The organism is Edaphobacter sp. (assembly GCF_028283685.1).
In the GTDB taxonomy this organism is placed as follows: domain Bacteria; phylum Acidobacteriota; class Terriglobia; order Terriglobales; family Acidobacteriaceae; genus Edaphobacter.
Window position 1 is genome coordinate 225476 of sequence record NZ_JAPWKF010000010.1, and the last position, 17340, is coordinate 242815.

Consider the following 17340-nt stretch of genomic DNA (forward strand, 5'->3'; position numbering starts at 1 on the left):
CCAGTCACACTCTACGATAAAGCACCGTGATGCAGGGCACGGGTGGCGCTTGCGTGCAGAAATAGGCGAAGCATGAGGCAGGGCTTCTACCTGAGACGAAACGGCATTCGCATCTGTCCATGGGGCAAGCTATCCATGGGGCAAGCTCGGACCTTTGCTGCAGCAGCGTCTCTCCCGGTGCGCCGCCGATCTCCGGGGCTGTTTCGCAGCCAGATAAATGCGGCCCTCGAAGGGGCCGCATTTATTTGGAACAGGGCTGCTTTTGCTCGTTTACCAGAGTCCCCACGCGCGGCTCATGTAGTCGCTCAGCGTCATGGTGATCAGGACCAGGAAGGTGAAGAAGCCGGCGGTGACGGTCAGCTTGATCAGTTTGGACTGATAGAAGACGTGCATGAAGAACAGGATCACGACCGTGCCCTTGACGCAGGCGATGCCAACGGCGAGAACCGGGTTGAGGATGCCGAGGTCGACAAACGCCGCGGCCACCGTAAGACCAGTGAGGATGAGCAGCGAGACGTAGACCAGGATATAGGTGCCCGGGCCGATGATGTGATGCTCAGAGTGCTCCGGATTGGTCACGTTTGCCGGGTCATGGTATTGAGACGACATGATCTTCTCCTATAAATGCGGCTACGTGCCGGGGTGTCGATTGATGAGATAGAGCAGCGGGAAGAGGAAGATCCACACAATATCGACAAAGTGCCAGTACAGGCCAAAGTTTTCTATCGGTGCGACGTACCCTTCGGTGAACTCCCCTCGATTCGCCCTGTAGGTCAGCCAGAACAGCAGCACGATACCGATGACCATGTGCAGCGCATGCATTCCGGTCATGGCGAAGTACAGAACGAAGAAGAGCTGGGTCTTCTGCGCCATGTCTGGCGAGAGCGGCTCTTCAACAGGCTTGCCGGTCTTGGGGTTCAGCGGAGGATTGACGAACTCCGTGATATCGAAGTGGGCTCCGGGGATGTGATGCTTATCCCACTTCTCCTTGTACTCGACGGCCTTGACACCAAGGAAGGCGAGACCCGCGATGTTGGTGAGGATCAGGAAGAGGACAAGCAGGCTCTTCTTGCGAACCTCTGCTGCCCAGACGCCCAGCGCCATGAAGAAGCCTGAGCTGATCAGCACCGCCGTGTTTACCGTTCCCAGGGGAATGCTGAGCTGGTTCGACGCGGCGACGAAGGCCGGGTTGTACCAGTTGCGGTAGAGCAGGTAGGCGAAGAACAGACCGCCGAAGAACATGATTTCGGTCAGCAGGAACAGCCACATGCCGAAGGTACCCGCTTCGCGCTGCTGCTCCTCCGTCTCGAAGTGATGACGGAGCTGCGGCAGTTCGACGTGGTGCTCCTCTACGTGAGTATCGTGTGTCGCTACGATCGCGTTATCCAACGGTCGTCACCTCTTGTTCCGTCTTGTGGGCAAGCCACTCGTAGTCATAGGCCTCGTGATCCATCACGGGCATCTCGATGAAGTTCTCGGTCAGCGGCGGGGACTGGATCTGCCATTCCAGGCCAGTCGCCTGCCAGGGATTATTACCCGCGATCTTGCCGTATTTCAGCGACCAGAGCAGGTACAGAACCGGCATCAGGAAGCCAAATCCGAGAACCGTGGCGCCAGCCGTCGAAAGGACGTTGAGCACCTGGAACTCCGGCGGATAGGAATGATAACGACGAGGCATGCCGAGATAGCCCAACATAAACTGCGGCATGAAGGTCAGGTTGAACCCGATAAAGCTGGTCACCGCGGAAAGCTGCGAGATCGACTCCGGGTACATCCGGCCCGTCAACTTCGGCCACCAGAAGTGCAGACCTGCCAGGAAGGCCATCAGCATGCCGCCCACCATCACGTAGTGGAAGTGCGCGACGATGAAGTAGGTCTCGGTGAGATGGATGTCCATGCCGAGCGAACCGAGGAAGACGCCGGTCAGACCGCCGATGGTGAACAGTCCGATGAAGGCCAGGGCATAGAGCATCGGGGTCTCAAAGGTGATCGAGCCCTTTTGCATCGTGAAGGACCAATTGAAGACTTTGATCGCTGACGGAACAGCTACAAGCATGGTCAGCAGGGAGAAGACGAGCGCCGAGTAGTTCGAGACACCCATGATGAACATGTGGTGCGCCCAGACAAAGAAGCCGAACAGCGCGATCGCCACGGAGGAGAACGCGACCGCCGAATAGCCGAAGACGCGCTTGCGGCTAAACGTCGACATGACCTCGGAGATGACGCCGAACCCCGGCAGAATCATGATGTACACGGCAGGGTGCGAGTAGAACCAGAACAGATGCTGGAACAGCAGCGGATCGCCGCCCTTGGTCGGATCGAAGACGCCGATGCCGATCGTGCGCTCAAGAACCACCAGCACCAGGGTGATCGCCAGAACCGGAGTGCCCAGAACCATCAGGACCGAAGCCGCATAGTTCGACCAGACAAACAGGGGCAGGCGGAACCAGGTCATTCCCGGGGCGCGCATGCGATGGATGGTGACGATAAAGTTCAGGCCGGTAAAGATCGACGAGAATCCGACGATGAAGACCCCAAGCCCAGCCGTGACCACGTGCGTGTTCAGGTAGTGAGTCGAGAGCGGCGTGGTGAACGTCCAGCCGGTATCGACACCGCCGAGGACGATGGCCGCCGACAGGAAGATCGCGCCGAACATGTACAGGTACCAGCTCAGCAAGTTGATCTTGGGGAACGCAAGATCTCTGGTTCCGATCATGATCGGGATCAGGAAGTTGCCGAGGGTCGCGGGGATCGAAGGCACCAGAAACAGAAAGATCATGACGATGCCATGCATCGTGAAGAGCTTGTTATAGGTATCGGAGGCGACCAGGTCCGGCTGGGGCGTCAGCAGCTCCAGGCGGATGAGGCCGGCAAAGGTGCCGCCAACGAGGAAGAAAAAGGTGATCGAAATCAGGTACAGGATTGCGATCCGCTTGTGGTCGGCAGTAAACAGCCAGCTCAGGATGCCGTCCTCAGCGTTGATATAGTTCTTCTTCGGGATTACGGCCGTCTTTTGATCCGGCAGATTCACAATGGTTGCTGCGCTCATGGCTTCACCACCCCCGTGGTATCTTGCGGAGTCACCTGGTTGGACTCCGACGTGGTCAGCGTCTGCTGCACACGATAGTTCGTCTTGAGGGACTTAATGAATTCCACCAGATCGATCAGTCCCTCTTCGCTGATCTGCCCCTGGTAGGTGGGCATGATGGGCGCGTAGCCCACAGGAACGTGCTGCGACGGGTTGAGGATCGTATCGCGGAGGAAGGCCTCGTTGACCAGAACCTCGCTGCCGTTGGCCAGCTTCAGTTTACTTCCGTAGACGTTGGCCAGGTTGGGACCGCGGGAGGTCGCCGAACCGGAGTGGCAGGAGTTGCAGCCCATGCTGGCGAAGAGACGCTCGCCGTTCTGCGCCAGCGACATGCCGCTGGTCGACTCCTCGGTCCACTTCTTGTAATCATCCGGGGTCAGTACGGTGACTTCGCCGATCATGCCGGAGTGCTTGGTGCCGCAGTACTGGGTGCAGAAGATATGGTAGGTGCCGGGTGTCGTCGCCTCGAACCAGACGGTTGAATAGCGGCCCGGGATGACTTCACGCTTCACGCGGAAGTCGGGGATCGAGAAGCTGTGGAAGACGTCCTGCGAGATCATCGTCAGCTGGATGGGCTGGCCGGTGGGAACATGCAGCGAGTTGATCTCGTGCTGGCCGCCCTGGTGCTCCGCCTTCCACATCCACTGCTTGCCGACGACGTAGATGTTCATCGCATTGGCCGGAGGATTGAAGATGCGGAAATAGAGCAGCGCGCCCCAGACGAAGCAGATGAGGAACAGCGCCAGCGGGATAATGGTCCAGGTCGCTTCGAGCAGCGTCGAGCCCTCAACCTGCGTGGCGATGGGGCTGCGCTCCTTGCGGTAGCGGATGGCGAACCCAAAGACCAGCGCACCCACCAGCGTCAGGCCGACGATGGTGATCAGCAGCAGGAAGAAGTAGAGCGCGTCGGTGTACGGAGCGATCGTCGACGCCTCGCGCGGGAACAGCGCCGAAGCGTTGAGCCACTTCACCAGAAATTGCCACAGTACGGGACTGATATGCATCGTTACCCTTTATCCATTCTCTTTCTTCGTCAAATCGTGGTCACGTCCGAGCTTCGCGTCCTTGCGGAACATCAGAAACATGAAGCCTCCCAGCCCTGCCACCGTCACCATGCCCCCAAGCTGGACCACGCGCGCGATCACCAGGGAATGCTTGTTGGTCTGCGGATCGTAGTGATAGCAGTAGGTGAGAATGTTGGCGACCGGTGACCCAATCTTGTTGTCCGAGGCCTCGATCAGCCCCAGCAAAATATCCTTCGGCGAGTACTCCACGCCGAGGTAGTACTGCGCCAGCTTGCCCTCGCTTGTAACCACCTCGATCGAGCTGGCGTGCGCGAACTGCGTCAGCCTGCCGTCGGGACCGGGGACGCGGACGTAGCCAAAGCCAACCGCGTCGGTCACCTTGTCGATGGCCTGGCGCTGGCCGGTGAGAAAGTGCCATCCGTTGGCAGTCTCAGGTTGGCCGTAGCGCTTCAGGTAGAAGGCCTTCTTCTTGGCGGCCATCTCCGGCGTCTCCGCCGGGTCGATGGAGATCACCACGATGTTGAAGTCCTTGCCCGGCGTAAGGTGCACCATCTCCAGCGCACTGGTCAGGCCGTCCATCTCCTCCGAGCAGAGCATCGGGCAGTTGTAGTACACCAGCGTGACGATGGCGGGGTGCTTGCCGAAGTAATCGCCAAGCTTAACCGTCTTGCCGGTATCGTCGACAAACTGCGCGTCGAGAGGCAGCTGCTGATTCAGCTTCTGCGTCACGCCGACCTTCTGCAGCACCTGCGGCAGCTGATCTCCCGAGTTCTCGCCCGAAGCCTTGTCGGCGTAGCTGGCAACCTGCGCCGTGAGCGGAGCCGACAGGAACGCGCAGGCCAGAGCGGCTACTGCCACCCGTCCCACCTTCCGTGCTGTCATCCAATCGCTCATCGTCTGCCTTCGCTTCCTGAATCGCCTGTTGTACCGGTACGGCCTGTTGCTCTACGTGCGGCTTACTTGTTTACCGGAGCAAGTGCTGCGTGCTCGGCGTTCTCAGCCCTGCTGAAGTCCATCTTCTGCTTACGCTCTTCGATCTGATCCTGCTCGTAGCCGGTGCGCGCAAAGCCATCGGTCAGCGGTGCGGTCACGACCGGAACCGCCTCGCCGGCCATCAGCTTCTCGGTGCTCGGCGCCTCGGCATGAACCGGGAGGCCGCGCTGAGCGATCAGCTCCATCGCGCGCTCGATCGGGATACGGACGCCATCCTCGCCAGACACGCTGGAGTAGTGCTCGAGCATAAGGTCTTCGCGTGCGTGCAGGTCTGCGGTCTGCTGCAGACCGTCATCGGTCTCCATGCGGGGCGTGGGGAAAGAGTCGGTCAGCTTCTGGAGAACCTTCTGCTGCATCTCCGGGTTGCTGGCCAGGTTCTCGCGCTCACGAGTCGTCTTTACGCCCGCCATCTCGTTCCACTTGGTCACCGGGCCGTCGGCCTTGATGAGGGCTCCGTTGATCACCTTACCCATGACGAAGCAGAAGGCAAAGAAGACGACCAGGAAGACCACCAAGCCGGAAATGAAGACGAGCACGCCATTAGCGTTGACGTCAGAGATCTCGTAGCCCGGATCATCCGCCGAGTGACCGGGGGTGTAATGGGATTTGTGCTCGTGATCGTTAGTGGGCATGTTCGGGCTCCAGCATCTCTTCCAGGTGCGGGTCGTTCACGTTCATCAGCGGCCGCTTCATCAGCTCGGTCAGGTAGAAAGCTCCCCAGACCGAGAGAACTGCAACCGGAACCGTGATGTACGCGAGAATTCCAGTGTTTCCAGCCAGGTGCAGATTGCCGGCGGCATCCTTGAAGTTCGGCTCGATGAGCCAGAACATGTCGAGGCAGCGGGCAAAGATCATCCAGCAGGTCAGAGCGATCATCTTCGACTTGTTGCGCTTCAGATCGCGCGACAGCAGAAGAACAAACGGGATCAGCCAGTGGCAGATAAAGTCGAGTGAGCAGATCACCCACCATCCGCCGTGAATGCGCGCCAGGTACCAGGGCAGCTCGTCCGGTACGTTACCCGACCAGATGATCAGGAACTCGGCGAAGCAGAAGTAGATGTTCAGCATCGTGAACGCGAAGGCCAGCTTGCCGAGATCGTGCTGTTCCGTACCGCGGAGCAGGGTCTTCATCGGCTCGAAGCGCGACAGCAGGACGACCGAAAGGATGCCGAGCGCCAGAACCTGGTAGCCCTGGCCGACGAGGAACTGAATGCCGTAGATCGAGGAGTACCAGGTCACGTCCAGCGACTTGATCCAGACGATCGAGGCATCGGTGAGCAGGATGACGTAGATCAGGATGCTGATACCGGAGAGGTTCTCGAACTTCACGCGCCAGGAGTCGAAGCTCGACTGCGTATCCTGCATCCGGGTCGGCGTCACGCTGCAGCGACCAGCGGTTGAGCAGGAAGGCGGTGAAGCCGATGATGCCGAAGACGATGATGGCCTGAACGACCATGGCGGTCGGATTCAGCATCGTGTGCTTGGCATTGGCCGTCATCATCTGTTCCTGGGTCATCAGGCCGTTCTTGTACGCCTGCATCGTCGCCTGGGCGTTGGGGAAGGCGAACCACTGGTACAGGTGCTTGGCGAAGAAGACGATGGGGATGAAGAGGATAGCCACCAGCTTGAAGGTGCGGCTCATCGCCTCCAGAGGACGGCGGAGGAGCAGTCCCCACTTGCCGCCGGAGACATACTGCAGCATCAGCATGCAGTAGCCACCGCCGGCGAAGCCGAAGGCGACCATAAAGCCCATCAGGTAGGCGCGCATGAGGTGGTTGCGTCCCTCGTCGCTCCACGCGAAGGCGAGGATCGAGACGATGGCAGCGAGTGCACCGACGATCAGCAGACGCATCCTGCCAGGGCCTTGATCGGCTCTTCGGGTGCGGCGAGCGATGCAGGAAGGACCTTCGGCCCGTGTCCGTGTCCTTCTCCGTGATGTTCGTGTCCGTGTGACATGCTTTTTCAGGCCTTCGTTCGGAAGCTTCCGAGTCTACTGCTGTGTTGCTGCTCCAGTTGTTTGCGGCTTGACTGCAGCCGGGGCCGAAGATCCTCCCGGATTAGGAAGGACAAAGAGTTTTCCGTCGGGCGTTCCGGTTACCGAGGTGCCAGGCAGCGTCGGCGCTGCGGCATACGACTCCGGCAGACCCTCGCTCTCGGCGATCGCCTTGAGCGGCTGCACATGCTGGCCGGCAGGGACGTCCGCAGTCTGGGCATTCTGGCTCAGCTGCAGGGCGCGGATGTAGGCCACGATGGCCCAGCGATCAGCGGGGGTCACCTGTGCCGCGTAGTCGGGCATGGCACCGTAGCCGTTGCTGATCACGTGAAAGAAGTGTCCCAGCGGGGCCTGGCGCAGGCGGGCGGTATGGAAGTCGCCGGCCTTGGCGTAGCCGCGGAGAACCACCATGCCTTCGCCGTTACCGACGCGCGAGTGGCAGGGGGTGCAATAGACGTTATAGCGTTCCTGGCCGCGCTCGAGGACGGCCGGAGTTGCGGCAAACGGCAGGCCGTCGCCTTCCTTGCCGTCGACCAGGCCGGTCGCGAAGTACGAATCCGGGTGAGCCTGGTTACGGGCTACCGTGTTCTCCACCTGCGGGCGGACGGAGCGGCCGTCGGCGAACAGGGTCGTTCCGCGCTGCGGGAAGAACTTGGGCTGGTCATGCATATCCTGACGGCAGCCAAGCGTCGCGGCCAGCGTGATCGTCGCCAGTGCGGCAACGGTCAGCCTCGCGTTGGGACGTCGCGTATTAATAATCCACCTCCACCACGGAGACCGCGTGAAACCGCTCGAGGAACGCCCGGGTCTCGGTGAGCGAAAACTTCGGATCGGTGGACTCGAGACAAAGGAAGAACTTGTCCGTGGTCGCTCCGTTCCGGAAGTTTGGAGCATTGAAGAGCGGATGATAGAGCTGCGGAAGTCCGTTCAGCGCGATCATGCCGAAGCCGGCCGAAAGACCGGCAAAGAGAATGGTCCACTCATAGGCCGGGATGATGAACGCCGGCCAGCTGAAGAGCGGGCGGCCCGCAATATTCAGCGGATAGGCATAGACCGCGATCCAGGTCTCCATGAGGTAAGCCGTGGTGAGTCCCATGAGACCGCCCAGCAGGCAGAGCAGAGGCACACGGTTCTTGTGGAAGTGCAGCGCTTCGGCTACCTCCTCCACCGGATAAGGCGTGTAGGCCTCCATGCGACGGTAGCCTGCAGTGCGGGCCTCTTCGGTCGCCTGCACCAGCTCGCTTGGAGTGTTGAACTCCGCAATCAGGCCGTAGATTCCTTCCTTGCGCGGCATATTAGCTCATCTCCTCGCTTACGGTTTCAGCGGTAGGACCGCCACGCGTGATCTTGGTCTGCGGCAGCATCATCCTGATCTCCGACATCGGAATGATCGGGAGGAAGCGGACGAACAACAGGAACAGGCAGGTGAACAGGCCCCAGGTTCCGATGAACAACATGTAGTCCCACTTGGTGGCACGGTACGTACCCCAGCTCGACGGCAGGTAGTCGCGGTAGAGCGAGGTGACGACGATGACGAAGCGCTCGAACCACATACCGATGTTCACGATGATGGACAGGATGAACAGCCAGGTCACGTTCACCCGGAGCTTGCGGCTCCACAGCGTGGTCAGCGGGATCGCGATGTTGGTCAGGATGAGCATCCAGTAGCCCCAGCCCAGCGGACCGAACATGCGGTTCCACATCATGAAGAACTCCCAATGGCTGGCCGAATACCAGCTCATGAAGACCTCCATGCCGTAACCGTAGGCCACGATCGAACCCGTCGCCAGCATGACCTTCGCCATGTTGTCGAGGTGACGCTCGGTGACCAGATCTTCCATGTGGTACCACTTGCGGATCGGGATGGCCAGGGTGAGCACCATCGCGAAGCCGGAGTACACGGCGCCTGCAACGAAGTACGGCGGGAAGATCGTCGTGTGCCATCCAGCCAGAGCCGCGACCGCGAAGTCGAAGCTGATGACGGTGTGCACCGAGAGCACCAGCGGCGTCGAAAGACCGGCAAGAAGCAACGAGGCTGTCTCGTAGCGAATCCAGTGGCGGGTGGAACCGCGCCAGCCGAGCGACAGCATGCCATAGAAGTAGCGGGCCAGCGGCAGGGTCGCGCGATCGCGCAGGGTGCCGAAGTCCGGGATCATGCCGATGTACCAGAAGACGATCGAGATGGTCGCGTAGGTGGACACGGCGAAGACGTCCCAGGCCAGCGGCGAACGCCACTGCGGCCAGACGTTCATGGTGTTGGGGTACGGGAAGAGCCAGTAACCCAGCCATGGACGGCCGACGTGGATCAGCGGGAACATACCGGCGCAGACCACGGCGAAGATCGTCATCGCCTCGGCGAAGCGGTTGATCGAGTTACGCCACGTCTGCTTGAAGAGCAGCAGAATGGCGGAGATCAGCGTGCCGGCGTGACCGATACCGATCCACCAGACGAAGTTGATGATGGCGAAGCCCCATGCACCCGGCATGGTGACACCCCAGATGCCGACGCCCTTGAGCACCAGCCAGGTAAGTGCGACCACAACCAGGGAGGCGATGCCTCCGGCGAAGACCAGGCCGCCAAACCAGGCCAGCGGCGTGTTTCCGGTCAGCACCAGGCCCGCGATCTTCTGCGTCACCGACTTGAAGTTGTGGCCCGGGGCGATGACCGCGTACTCGCCGGTCCGCGGATCGATCATCGGGTCATTGATGGGTTGTTTGGTCGCCATTTATGCCAGCTCCGGGTTCGGGTTGATGACGCCAGCCGTGTAGGTTGTGCGTGGGCGGTAATTGAGGTCGCCCAGCACCGAGTAGTCACGCTCCGCGGCCTTACGCTTGGCAACTTTGCTGTTCTTGTCGTTGATGTTGCCGAACGAGATGGAACCGGTCGGGCATGCCTCCTGGCAGGCCGTCACGATCTCGCCGTCGCGGATCTCGCGGTTCTCCTTGTCGGCGGTGATCTTCGCCGACATGATGCGCTGCACACAGTACGTGCACTTCTCCATGACGCCGCGCGAACGGACGCTGACGTCGGGGTTACGCATGAACTTGAGGCTCTCGGTGTCGTAGTCCGAGTACAGCAGGAAGTTGAACCGGCGCACCTTGTACGGGCAGTTGTTGGAGCAGTACCTTGTACCCACGCAGCGGTTGTAGACCATCAGGTTCAGGCCTTCCGGAGAGTGGACCGTGGCTCCAACCGGGCAGACCTGCTCGCAGCCTGCGTTCTCGCAGTGCTGGCAGGCCATCGGCTGGAAGTGCGCCTTGGGCGCGTTGAGGTCGCCCTCGAAGTAGGTGTCGATACGCAGCCACTGCATGTTGCGGCCGACCTTGACCTGCTCGCGGCCTACAACCGGGATATTGTTCTCGGCGTAGCAGCTGATGACGCAGGCGTTGCAGCCGAAGCAGGAGTTCATGTCGATCGACATACCCCATGCGTTCTGCAGCTTCAGGCTCGAAGGATCGACCTTGTCGTACTTCCATGCCTCGGGGAAGAAGCTGAGGTCCACTTCCTTCTTCGAGTCCCAGCCGGGATCGCCGTGGCGGGGGTCCTCACCCTGCGGGCCATATCCGACCTTGTTGACGAGCGTGCCGCTGGCACCCTCTTCGGCAAACTTCGGATTCTTCTCTGCCTCTTCAACCGTGGCGTAACGGATGATGGAGCGCTCCATCGCCTCGTGGCCAGCCATGGAGAACGTGCCCTGCGTGTCGTACTCAGGCTTCTCGAGATCGTGCTGCGCGAAGGCGCCGCGGTGCTCCGTATTGTGCACCTTGGTGACGCAGAGATCGTAGTAGCTGCCGTCGATGACCTTGGCCGAACCGCCGGAGGCGACCGAAAGCGCGTCCGACGTGCGGATGGAGTAGGCATTGAAGCCCACATCCGCAGCGACGCGACCCGCCTCCACGCCGCGGCCGAAGCCGAGGTGGATGGTGATGACGCCATCGGGGTGACCGGGAGCCATCAGGACCGGAGCCTTGACCTTGCGGCCGTTCAGCTCGATCTCGATGAAGTTGGTCTCCTCCGCCTTGAGCTGAGCCATCGTGTTGATGCTCATCAGAGCGGCGTTATCCCAGCTCAGATTGGTGATCGGCTTGGGAAGCTCCTGCAGCCAGCCGATGTTGGCGAAGCGACCGTCGTAAAGTGTCGGGTCAGGCCGGAAGGCGATCTCAATACCGGAGGTCGAGGGCTTGCCCGCCGGGAAGGCGGTCACGCGGGCCGGAACGCCGGCCTTCGGCGCGAAGGCCGTATCGGCCACCCAGCCATCGTGCAGCGCCTTGCGCCAGCTGGTGGCGAAGTCGCCCTTCATGTAGGTCTTGGCGCTGGCGACGACCACGTCGTAAGACGAGGCCTTGGGGTCCGCCAGCAGGGTCTGCAGTACCTCGTGCGAACTCTTGCCGCCGTAGAGCGGATCGATCATCGGCTGGACGATCGAGAGGGTGCCGTCATAAGCACGGGCATCCGACCAGCTCTCCAGATAGTGCGCGCGGTTGAGGTGCCAGGTCGAGATCGAGCCCGTCTCATCGACGTGCGATCCGAGGTGGACCGTGACCGGAATCTTATTGAAGGCCTCGGCGAAGCCGAGGTCGACAGGGGCGCTGTACACGGGGTTGGCGCCCAGTACAACCAGCCACTGCACCTTGCCAGCCTTCATGTCCCCGATCAGCGCCTTGAACTCGGGCGTCTGCTCGGTGGGCATGGGGTTGACCGTCTCGGTGTAGACGACCGTCTTGCCGACCGCGCCCAGCAGCGTGTTGAGCGCGTAGGCGGCGGCGTGAACCGAAGCGGGCGACTGCTCGCCGGGAATGACAACGCAGCGGCCGGAGTTCTTCTTGAGATCGGCCAGCATGACGTTGAAGAACTTCTTCTGATCCTCGTTGAGCCACGAAGGTGCGATGCCGTAGACCAGCGCATCGGCGAAGCCTTCGATCTGGCTGGGACGCAGGCCGAGGCGATGCTCGGCGCGCATGCCGGTCGTCGTGGGCATCGACTCCACCGCGTAGAGGCGGTTCATCTTCTTGCCCTCTTCGTACATGTGGCGCTCGCCCCAGGCAGCGGTCAGCGGCAGGAAGCCGGGCTGATTGATGCCGCCGAGGAAGTCCGCATCGAGAGCGAGGATGATGTCGGCATCCTCAAGCTTGTAGCGTGCGTCGGTGTAGGTGCCGAAGGCAGCCTTGGAGGCCGCGCGCGAGCTGTCCTGATTGACCGGCTCCCACTGCACGAACTTGGCCTGCGGATACTTGGCCTGTACCTGCTTCCACTGTGCCGCCAGCGTCGGAGAGGTCACCGTCTCGCTGAGGAAGTAGAGACCCTGGCCGCCGGGCAGCGCCGTGACCGCCTCAAGGAAGGCGTCCTGGAACTGCGAGAAGCTGGAGGTCTGGCCGCGGAAGAGAACATGCTGCGAGCGGTCCGGATCGTACAGGTCGAGCAGGGTGGACTGGGTAAAGGTGTCCGCCGCGCCGCCGGAAGCAGGGTGCTCGGGATTACCGTTCACCTTGATGGGGCGGAAGGACTCGGACTTGACCAGAACCGGGATCGCGCCGGTGGAGAACGGATAGGCCGAGGCGAAGTACATCGCCTTGCCCAGAACCAGATCTTCAGGCTGCTTGACGTAAGGGTAGATGGGCTCGTCGGGCTGCTTGGTGCAACCGGCGAGACCGGCCAGAGCGAACGAAGCGCCCATGACCTTGAGGAAGCCGCGGCGCGAGACCGGGTCAACCCACTCACCCGCACCATGCTGACGCGGGAACTCTTCCTGCATCAGGTCGTGGAACTCCGGCGTCGCTGCCAGCTCGTCGAGGTTCTTCCAGAAGCGTCGCCCGGTCTTGCCATCGAGCCTGGCCTGAACCTCGGCCAGGGTCAACTTCTTCTTGCACCCGCCTCAGCCTGCGCCATACCTGCCGCCAGTGAATTTGTCTCTGCCATCGTGTCTTCTGTTCCTATCCCACTCGTTGTTATGCCGTTCCGCTTCATCGGTGGCACGTCTCGCAGCTGGCGAGCTCATTCGGGGTGCGAATGTGATACTGCGCCGTGAGGTACTTACCCAGCTCGATCTGACTGGTGAACCTGGTGTATCCAGCCGGTACGGCAGCCTCTTCGGTCGTAACCTCGCAGCTGACGTTCTGTGCCGTGGGTCCACCCTTGGTGGAGCTGGTGCAGACGACCGGCTTGGTGCTGGTCGGCCCTGCCCAGGCCATGTTGTAGATCTCGGAGGTCGGACGGAGGTTCGCGGCAGGATTACGGTGGCAGTTCAGGCACCACTCCATCTGCAGCGTGTTTTCCTGGTACATCAGCGGCATCTCGTCGACACGGCCATGACAGCTTGCGCAGCCGATGCCTTTGTTTACGTGGATGTCGTGATTGAAGTAGACATAAGTCCGGAAGGTCGTGAACGCGGATCCACTGGATCGACGCGCCCGTCGCCCAGCTCTGGCGAACCGGCTCGAGATAATCGGCATTGGTCCAGATCTGCGCGTGGCAGTTGATGCAGGTCTTGGTCGGCGGAATGCCGGCATAGGCCGCCTTCTCCACCTGCACGTGACAGTACTGGCACTGCAGGCCAACACCCTCAACGTGGTGCTTGTGGCTGAATGGAATCGGCTGGTCCGGCCGCTGGCCCTGCTTGGTGACCCAGGGAGATCGCTGAAGCTGGTCGAGGGCTACGCCGAGCGCGATGACGATAAGGCCCGTCAAAACCAGGCTCATCCGAGCCAGCGCGTTCGAACTGCGGTCAAAAACTTGCGCCATGAGTGCTTTCCTGCTTCCTCTCTGGTTCGCCTGGCTTCCGTCTAACAGGTCGAGAAGGGATTCAAGGGTTTCGTTCTAAACTTTGTCGAGCCGATCAATGTCCCAATCGGCCTTTCAGGCATCCAATTTCACACTTCAGCCTGATTTTTAACTCTCTGAGGTCTTGAGTATAGCAGTGGAAAAAGTCATTCCTCGTGCACTGACCGATACTCGCAACTGATTTTTCACCTGCAACATCCGATTATCGAACCCACCGGAGCCGCCCGTTTTTCGAGCCTGCACAACATCTCGTGCGTCGCCGCACGACAGACTCTGCGCACCACAATATCTACCCTGCCCGAAAGGTATCCCCCTTGTAAATCCGCACCAAAAGAGTCCGATTTTGGAGTTGCCCCTGTTGCAGCATTTTTAGTGCAACCCGCAGGGGCTGTTCACCTTACGCGAGACTGGACGATCGCCGGACAGATCTTCTGTGACACCGATCACCGCGATGCCATCGTTCTTCATACTGAGGTTCCTTCTTCTGATACCGTCATCGACATGCCTCGCCCCAGCGCCACACCGCGCGCGCCGCGTTACGATGCCGCGGCGGCCATCGCCCATCTCACTGCCGCAGACCCCAAGCTGGGACGCCTGATCGAACGTGCCGGACCGTTTACGCTGCGCGTCTCCAGCGGCTTGTCGCCATTTGAGGCTCTGGTGGAGTCGATCATCTACCAGCAGCTGCACGGCAAGGCGGCGGCGACGATTCACCGGCGCCTGCTCGACAGCTTTGAGGAGCTGCTGGGGCCGGGTGTCCATCCCACGGCGCAACATCTGCTGGACTGCCCGAACGAGCAGCTGCGCGCCGCCGGGCTCTCGAAGAACAAGATGCTGGCGTTGCGCGACCTCGCCGCCAAGACGATCGACGGCACCGTTCCCACTCTGGAACGCATCCGGAGGATGGCGGATGAGGACGTCATCGACCACCTGACGCAGGTGCGCGGCATCGGCCGCTGGACGGTCGAGATGCTGCTCATGTTCCGCCTGGGGCGTCCGGACGTCTTCCCGGTCACCGACTACGGCGTGCGCAAGGGATTCGCGCTGACCTTTCAGGGGCTGAAGCCGGAGAAGAAGGTCGAGCCTTCCGACCTGCCCAATGCGGAGACGATGCACCGACGGGCGAAGAAGTGGGGGCCCTGGCGCTCCATCGCAAGCTGGTACCTGTGGCGCGCCTGCGACCTGGCCAGCGGCAAGATGGTGTTGCCGGGGGCAAAGGCGTAGTCGCGACGGCAATCGCCGGAACGGCTGGCTGCTCTTACTGCGTCAAAGGCGTCAAAGGCTGAAGGAGACGGGAGGGCCGACCGATGTCAGCGATGGACCGCCGCGAGTTCAACCGGATGATCTCCCTGCTGGGACTGGCGGGCGCAGGCTCGCTGGCTGGACCGACTGCGCTGGCGGCGCCCGCGCAGCCGGAGTCATTCACGCTGAGCCGCAATGACTGGATGCCAAACAACAGTTCCCTGCCGGTGCTGCACTATCACGGGGCGGGCAAGGGGTCGTCGTCGGAGATGGCGGCGGCATTTGAGCGCATCTTTCAGAAGAACGGGTGGCCGGCGCAGTGGCGCAACGGCGTGTACGACTTTCATCACTATCACTCGACCGCACACGAGGTGCTGGGCTTTGCGGCGGGAGACGCGCGCATCATGCTGGGAGGACCGAATGGCCGCGAGGTGCGCGTGAAGGGCGGCGATGTTGTGGTTCTGCCCACCGGCACGGGACACTGCCGCATCGAGGCCAGCTCGGATTTTCTTGTGGTGGGCGCGTATCCGGTGGGGCAGGATTGGGACATCTGCCGGACGGCGCCGACCGCTGCGATGACGGAACGGATGCGCGGCCTTCCGTTTCCCGCAACTGATCCGGTGAGCGGGGTGGACGGCGCGCTGACGAAACTGTGGAAGCGGGCCTGATTCTGCTTTTATGCATCCGCAAGAAGGCTATGCGACCTGCTTCTGCGACCGCTCCACGAGATAATTTTCGCCCCAGAGCTGCAGCGAGCGGACGACCGGCTCAAGCGAGTGACCGCGGCTGGAGAGGCGGTACTCGACGCGCGGCGGCACCTCGGCGTAGACGGTGCGTGTGATCAGGCCGCACTCCTCCAGCTCCCGTAGCTGCTTGGTGAGCGTGCGCTGGGTGATGCCGGTGAGCCGGCGGCGCAGCTCGTTGAAGCGGAGCATGCCGTCGTTGAGCAGGTGGTAGAGGATGACGCCCTTCCACTTGCCGTCGATCAGGTCGAGTGTCGCTTCGACCGGGCAGCCCAGTGCGCAGGTGTAGTCTTTATTCCTTTTCATGCCACCGCCTCCGTGCCCACGGTATCCAAAGGGATACTACGCCGCGAAAATGTGCGTACTTACGCGATCTGCTCGATTTTGCCATGATCGTGCCTGAGGAGAGAACACGACGATGAAAGCTGTTGGATACAAGAAGCCGCTGCCGGTGACCGATGCCGATTCCCTGCTGGACATTACGCTGCCGGACCCGGTGGCGAAGGGCCGCGACCTGCTGGTCGAGGTGAAGGCGATCTCGGTGAACCCGGTCGACTACAAGGTGCGTGGCAGCTCGGGACCGCTGGAGGGCGACGAATACCGCGTGGTGGGCTGGGATGCGACGGGAGTTGTTAAAGCGGTGGGCGAAGAGGTGACGCTGTTCAAGCCGGGTGATGAGGTGTTTTATGCCGGTTCGCGGGTGCGGCAGGGTGCGAACGCCGAGCTTCACCTGGTCGATGAACGCATCGTGGGCCACAAGCCGAAGTCGCTGGACTTCGCGCAGGCGGCGGCCCTGCCTCTGACCAGCCTGACGGCGTGGGAGCTGCTGTTCGACCGCCTGGGTGTAAAGCCCGGCAAGCCCGCAGATGCAGGAAGCCTGCTGATTATCGGTGGATCGGGCGGCGTGGGTTCCATGATGATCCAGCTGGCGCGGCGGCTGACCGGGATGGCCGTGATTGCCACGGCATCGCGGCCGGAGACGCAGAAGTGGTGCCTGGAGCTGGGAGCGCATCATGTGATCGACCACAGCCAGCCGCTGGCGGCGCAGATGAAGGCGATCGGCATCCCCGAGGCGGAGTACATCGTCTCGCTGACGGCCACCGACCAGCACTACCCTGCGCTGATCGAAGTGCTGGCGCCGCAGGGGCATCTTGGGGTCATCGACGATCCAGCGACGCTCGACGCCAAACCTCTGAAGCAAAAGGCCGCCGCGCTGCACTGGGAGCTGATGTTCACCCGCTCGTTCTACCAGACACACGATATGGCGGCGCAGCACAGGATTTTGAACGAGGTGGCCGATCTGGTGGACGAGGGCATCCTGCGCACGACGGTCGCCCATAGTTTCGGGACGATTAACGCCGCCAACCTGCGAAAGGCGCACGAACTGCTGGAGAGCGGCAAGTCGCACGGCAAGATCGTGCTGGCGGGATTCTAATGGGCGCGTAACCCCGGTCCGGCGGGGCCGGGGTTTTTGCCAC

18 protein-coding genes are annotated in these 17340 nt (G+C 61.5%); 4 read left to right on the forward strand and 14 right to left on the reverse strand.

The features are described 5' to 3' along the window. Nucleotides 1-270: 270 nt before the first annotated feature. The 7 genes from PW789_RS19025 to PW789_RS19055 all read right to left on the reverse strand — a co-directional run bounded on the left by PW789_RS19025 (nucleotide 271) and on the right by PW789_RS19055 (nucleotide 6435). The gene (locus PW789_RS19025; RefSeq protein WP_299379844.1) at nucleotides 271-609 is read right to left on the reverse strand and encodes a cytochrome C oxidase subunit IV family protein; all 339 of its coding nucleotides are present in this window, start codon (nucleotides 607-609) and stop codon (nucleotides 271-273) included. A gap of 21 nt (nucleotides 610-630) precedes the next feature. Next, entirely contained in the window at nucleotides 631-1389 is a 759-nt protein-coding gene (locus PW789_RS19030) for a cytochrome c oxidase subunit 3 family protein (RefSeq protein WP_299379847.1), read from the reverse strand. Beyond that, complete coding sequence (ctaD, locus tag PW789_RS19035) at nucleotides 1382-3049, reverse strand: cytochrome c oxidase subunit I (protein WP_299379850.1); 1668 nt, start codon at nucleotides 3047-3049, stop codon at nucleotides 1382-1384. The genes PW789_RS19030 and ctaD overlap by 8 nt, the downstream gene beginning before the upstream one ends. Next, entirely contained in the window at nucleotides 3046-4092 is a 1047-nt protein-coding gene (gene coxB, locus PW789_RS19040; protein ID WP_299379853.1) for a cytochrome c oxidase subunit II, read from the reverse strand. The genes ctaD and coxB overlap by 4 nt, the downstream gene beginning before the upstream one ends. A gap of 9 nt (nucleotides 4093-4101) precedes the next feature. Then, nucleotides 4102-4995 carry an SCO family protein gene (locus tag PW789_RS19045; RefSeq protein ID WP_299379856.1) on the reverse strand — a complete coding sequence of 298 codons (894 nt, stop codon included), beginning with the start codon at nucleotides 4993-4995 and terminating at the stop codon, nucleotides 4102-4104. A gap of 74 nt (nucleotides 4996-5069) precedes the next feature. Beyond that, nucleotides 5070-5738 (reverse strand): hypothetical protein, encoded by a 669-nt coding sequence (locus PW789_RS19050; protein WP_299379859.1) that lies wholly within the window; start codon nucleotides 5736-5738, stop codon nucleotides 5070-5072. Continuing rightward, on the reverse strand, nucleotides 5728-6435 hold the full coding sequence (locus PW789_RS19055; protein WP_299379862.1) for a hypothetical protein: 708 nt from the start codon (nucleotides 6433-6435) through the stop codon (nucleotides 5728-5730). The genes PW789_RS19050 and PW789_RS19055 overlap by 11 nt, the downstream gene beginning before the upstream one ends. On the opposite strand from PW789_RS19055, the gene PW789_RS19060 reads away from it, so the two are divergent. Further along, nucleotides 6404-7042 carry a hypothetical protein gene (locus tag PW789_RS19060; RefSeq protein WP_299379865.1) on the forward strand — a complete coding sequence of 213 codons (639 nt, stop codon included), beginning with the start codon at nucleotides 6404-6406 and terminating at the stop codon, nucleotides 7040-7042. The two genes, PW789_RS19055 and PW789_RS19060, sit on opposite strands and share 32 nt — an antisense overlap. A 54-nt stretch (nucleotides 7043-7096) precedes the next feature. On the opposite strand, the gene PW789_RS19065 is transcribed toward PW789_RS19060, so the two are convergent. From PW789_RS19065 to PW789_RS19085, 6 genes are all read right to left on the reverse strand, one after another. Further along, complete coding sequence (locus PW789_RS19065) at nucleotides 7097-7768, reverse strand: cytochrome c (protein WP_299379868.1); 672 nt, start codon at nucleotides 7766-7768, stop codon at nucleotides 7097-7099. A gap of 82 nt (nucleotides 7769-7850) precedes the next feature. After that, nucleotides 7851-8393, reverse strand: coding sequence for a DUF3341 domain-containing protein (locus PW789_RS19070; protein WP_299379872.1), 543 nt, complete (start codon nucleotides 8391-8393; stop codon nucleotides 7851-7853). A 1-nt stretch (nucleotide 8394) separates the two neighbouring features. After that, complete coding sequence (gene nrfD / locus PW789_RS19075) at nucleotides 8395-9825, reverse strand: NrfD/PsrC family molybdoenzyme membrane anchor subunit (protein ID WP_299379875.1); 1431 nt, start codon at nucleotides 9823-9825, stop codon at nucleotides 8395-8397. Continuing rightward, on the reverse strand, nucleotides 9826-12954 hold the full coding sequence (locus PW789_RS19080; protein WP_299379878.1) for a TAT-variant-translocated molybdopterin oxidoreductase: 3129 nt from the start codon (nucleotides 12952-12954) through the stop codon (nucleotides 9826-9828). A 106-nt stretch (nucleotides 12955-13060) separates the two neighbouring features. Continuing rightward, nucleotides 13061-13444, reverse strand: a complete 384-nt coding sequence (locus PW789_RS20250; protein ID WP_367182592.1) for a cytochrome c3 family protein — start codon at nucleotides 13442-13444, stop codon at nucleotides 13061-13063. After that, nucleotides 13329-13838 (reverse strand): cytochrome c3 family protein, encoded by a 510-nt coding sequence (locus tag PW789_RS19085; RefSeq protein ID WP_367182593.1) that lies wholly within the window; start codon nucleotides 13836-13838, stop codon nucleotides 13329-13331. The genes PW789_RS20250 and PW789_RS19085 overlap by 116 nt, the downstream gene beginning before the upstream one ends. Nucleotides 13839-14378: 540 nt before the next feature. Between PW789_RS19085 and PW789_RS19090 the strand changes: the two genes are divergently transcribed. Together PW789_RS19090 and PW789_RS19095 are read left to right on the forward strand one after the other, a co-directional pair. Beyond that, on the forward strand, nucleotides 14379-15101 hold the full coding sequence (locus PW789_RS19090; protein WP_299380381.1) for a DNA-3-methyladenine glycosylase: 723 nt from the start codon (nucleotides 14379-14381) through the stop codon (nucleotides 15099-15101). 83 nt (nucleotides 15102-15184) lie between these two features. Next, entirely contained in the window at nucleotides 15185-15787 is a 603-nt protein-coding gene (locus tag PW789_RS19095) for a cupin (RefSeq protein ID WP_299379881.1), read from the forward strand. A 27-nt stretch (nucleotides 15788-15814) separates the two neighbouring features. Here the strand turns inward: PW789_RS19095 and PW789_RS19100 are convergent, their stop codons facing one another. After that, nucleotides 15815-16168 (reverse strand): helix-turn-helix domain-containing protein, encoded by a 354-nt coding sequence (locus PW789_RS19100; protein WP_299379884.1) that lies wholly within the window; start codon nucleotides 16166-16168, stop codon nucleotides 15815-15817. A gap of 112 nt (nucleotides 16169-16280) precedes the next feature. On the opposite strand from PW789_RS19100, the gene PW789_RS19105 reads away from it, so the two are divergent. After that, complete coding sequence (locus PW789_RS19105; protein ID WP_299379887.1) at nucleotides 16281-17297, forward strand: zinc-binding alcohol dehydrogenase family protein; 1017 nt, start codon at nucleotides 16281-16283, stop codon at nucleotides 17295-17297. Nucleotides 17298-17340 lie beyond the last annotated feature (43 nt).

Excerpts from the sequence above, each read along its gene's own strand:
- PW789_RS19025 (WP_299379844.1), bottom strand. The coding sequence starts at position 609 with ATGTCGTCTCAATACCATGACCCGGCAAACGTGACCAATCCGGAGCAC.
- ctaD (WP_299379850.1), bottom strand. The coding sequence starts at position 3,049 with ATGAGCGCAGCAACCATTGTGAATCTGCCGGATCAAAAGACGGCCGTA.
- coxB (WP_299379853.1), bottom strand. The coding sequence starts at position 4,092 with ATGCATATCAGTCCCGTACTGTGGCAATTTCTGGTGAAGTGGCTCAAC.
- PW789_RS19045 (WP_299379856.1), bottom strand. The coding sequence starts at position 4,995 with ATGACAGCACGGAAGGTGGGACGGGTGGCAGTAGCCGCTCTGGCCTGC.
- PW789_RS19050 (WP_299379859.1), bottom strand. The coding sequence starts at position 5,738 with ATGCCCACTAACGATCACGAGCACAAATCCCATTACACCCCCGGTCAC.
- PW789_RS19060 (WP_299379865.1), top strand. The coding sequence starts at position 6,404 with ATGCTGATACCGGAGAGGTTCTCGAACTTCACGCGCCAGGAGTCGAAG.
- PW789_RS19065 (WP_299379868.1), bottom strand. The coding sequence starts at position 7,768 with ATGCATGACCAGCCCAAGTTCTTCCCGCAGCGCGGAACGACCCTGTTC.
- PW789_RS19070 (WP_299379872.1), bottom strand. The coding sequence starts at position 8,393 with ATGCCGCGCAAGGAAGGAATCTACGGCCTGATTGCGGAGTTCAACACT.
- nrfD (WP_299379875.1), bottom strand. The coding sequence starts at position 9,825 with ATGGCGACCAAACAACCCATCAATGACCCGATGATCGATCCGCGGACC.
- PW789_RS19085 (WP_367182593.1), bottom strand. The coding sequence starts at position 13,838 with ATGGCGCAAGTTTTTGACCGCAGTTCGAACGCGCTGGCTCGGATGAGC.
- PW789_RS19090 (WP_299380381.1), top strand. The coding sequence starts at position 14,379 with ATGCCTCGCCCCAGCGCCACACCGCGCGCGCCGCGTTACGATGCCGCG.
- PW789_RS19095 (WP_299379881.1), top strand. The coding sequence starts at position 15,185 with ATGTCAGCGATGGACCGCCGCGAGTTCAACCGGATGATCTCCCTGCTG.
- PW789_RS19100 (WP_299379884.1), bottom strand. The coding sequence starts at position 16,168 with ATGAAAAGGAATAAAGACTACACCTGCGCACTGGGCTGCCCGGTCGAA.
- PW789_RS19105 (WP_299379887.1), top strand. The coding sequence starts at position 16,281 with ATGAAAGCTGTTGGATACAAGAAGCCGCTGCCGGTGACCGATGCCGAT.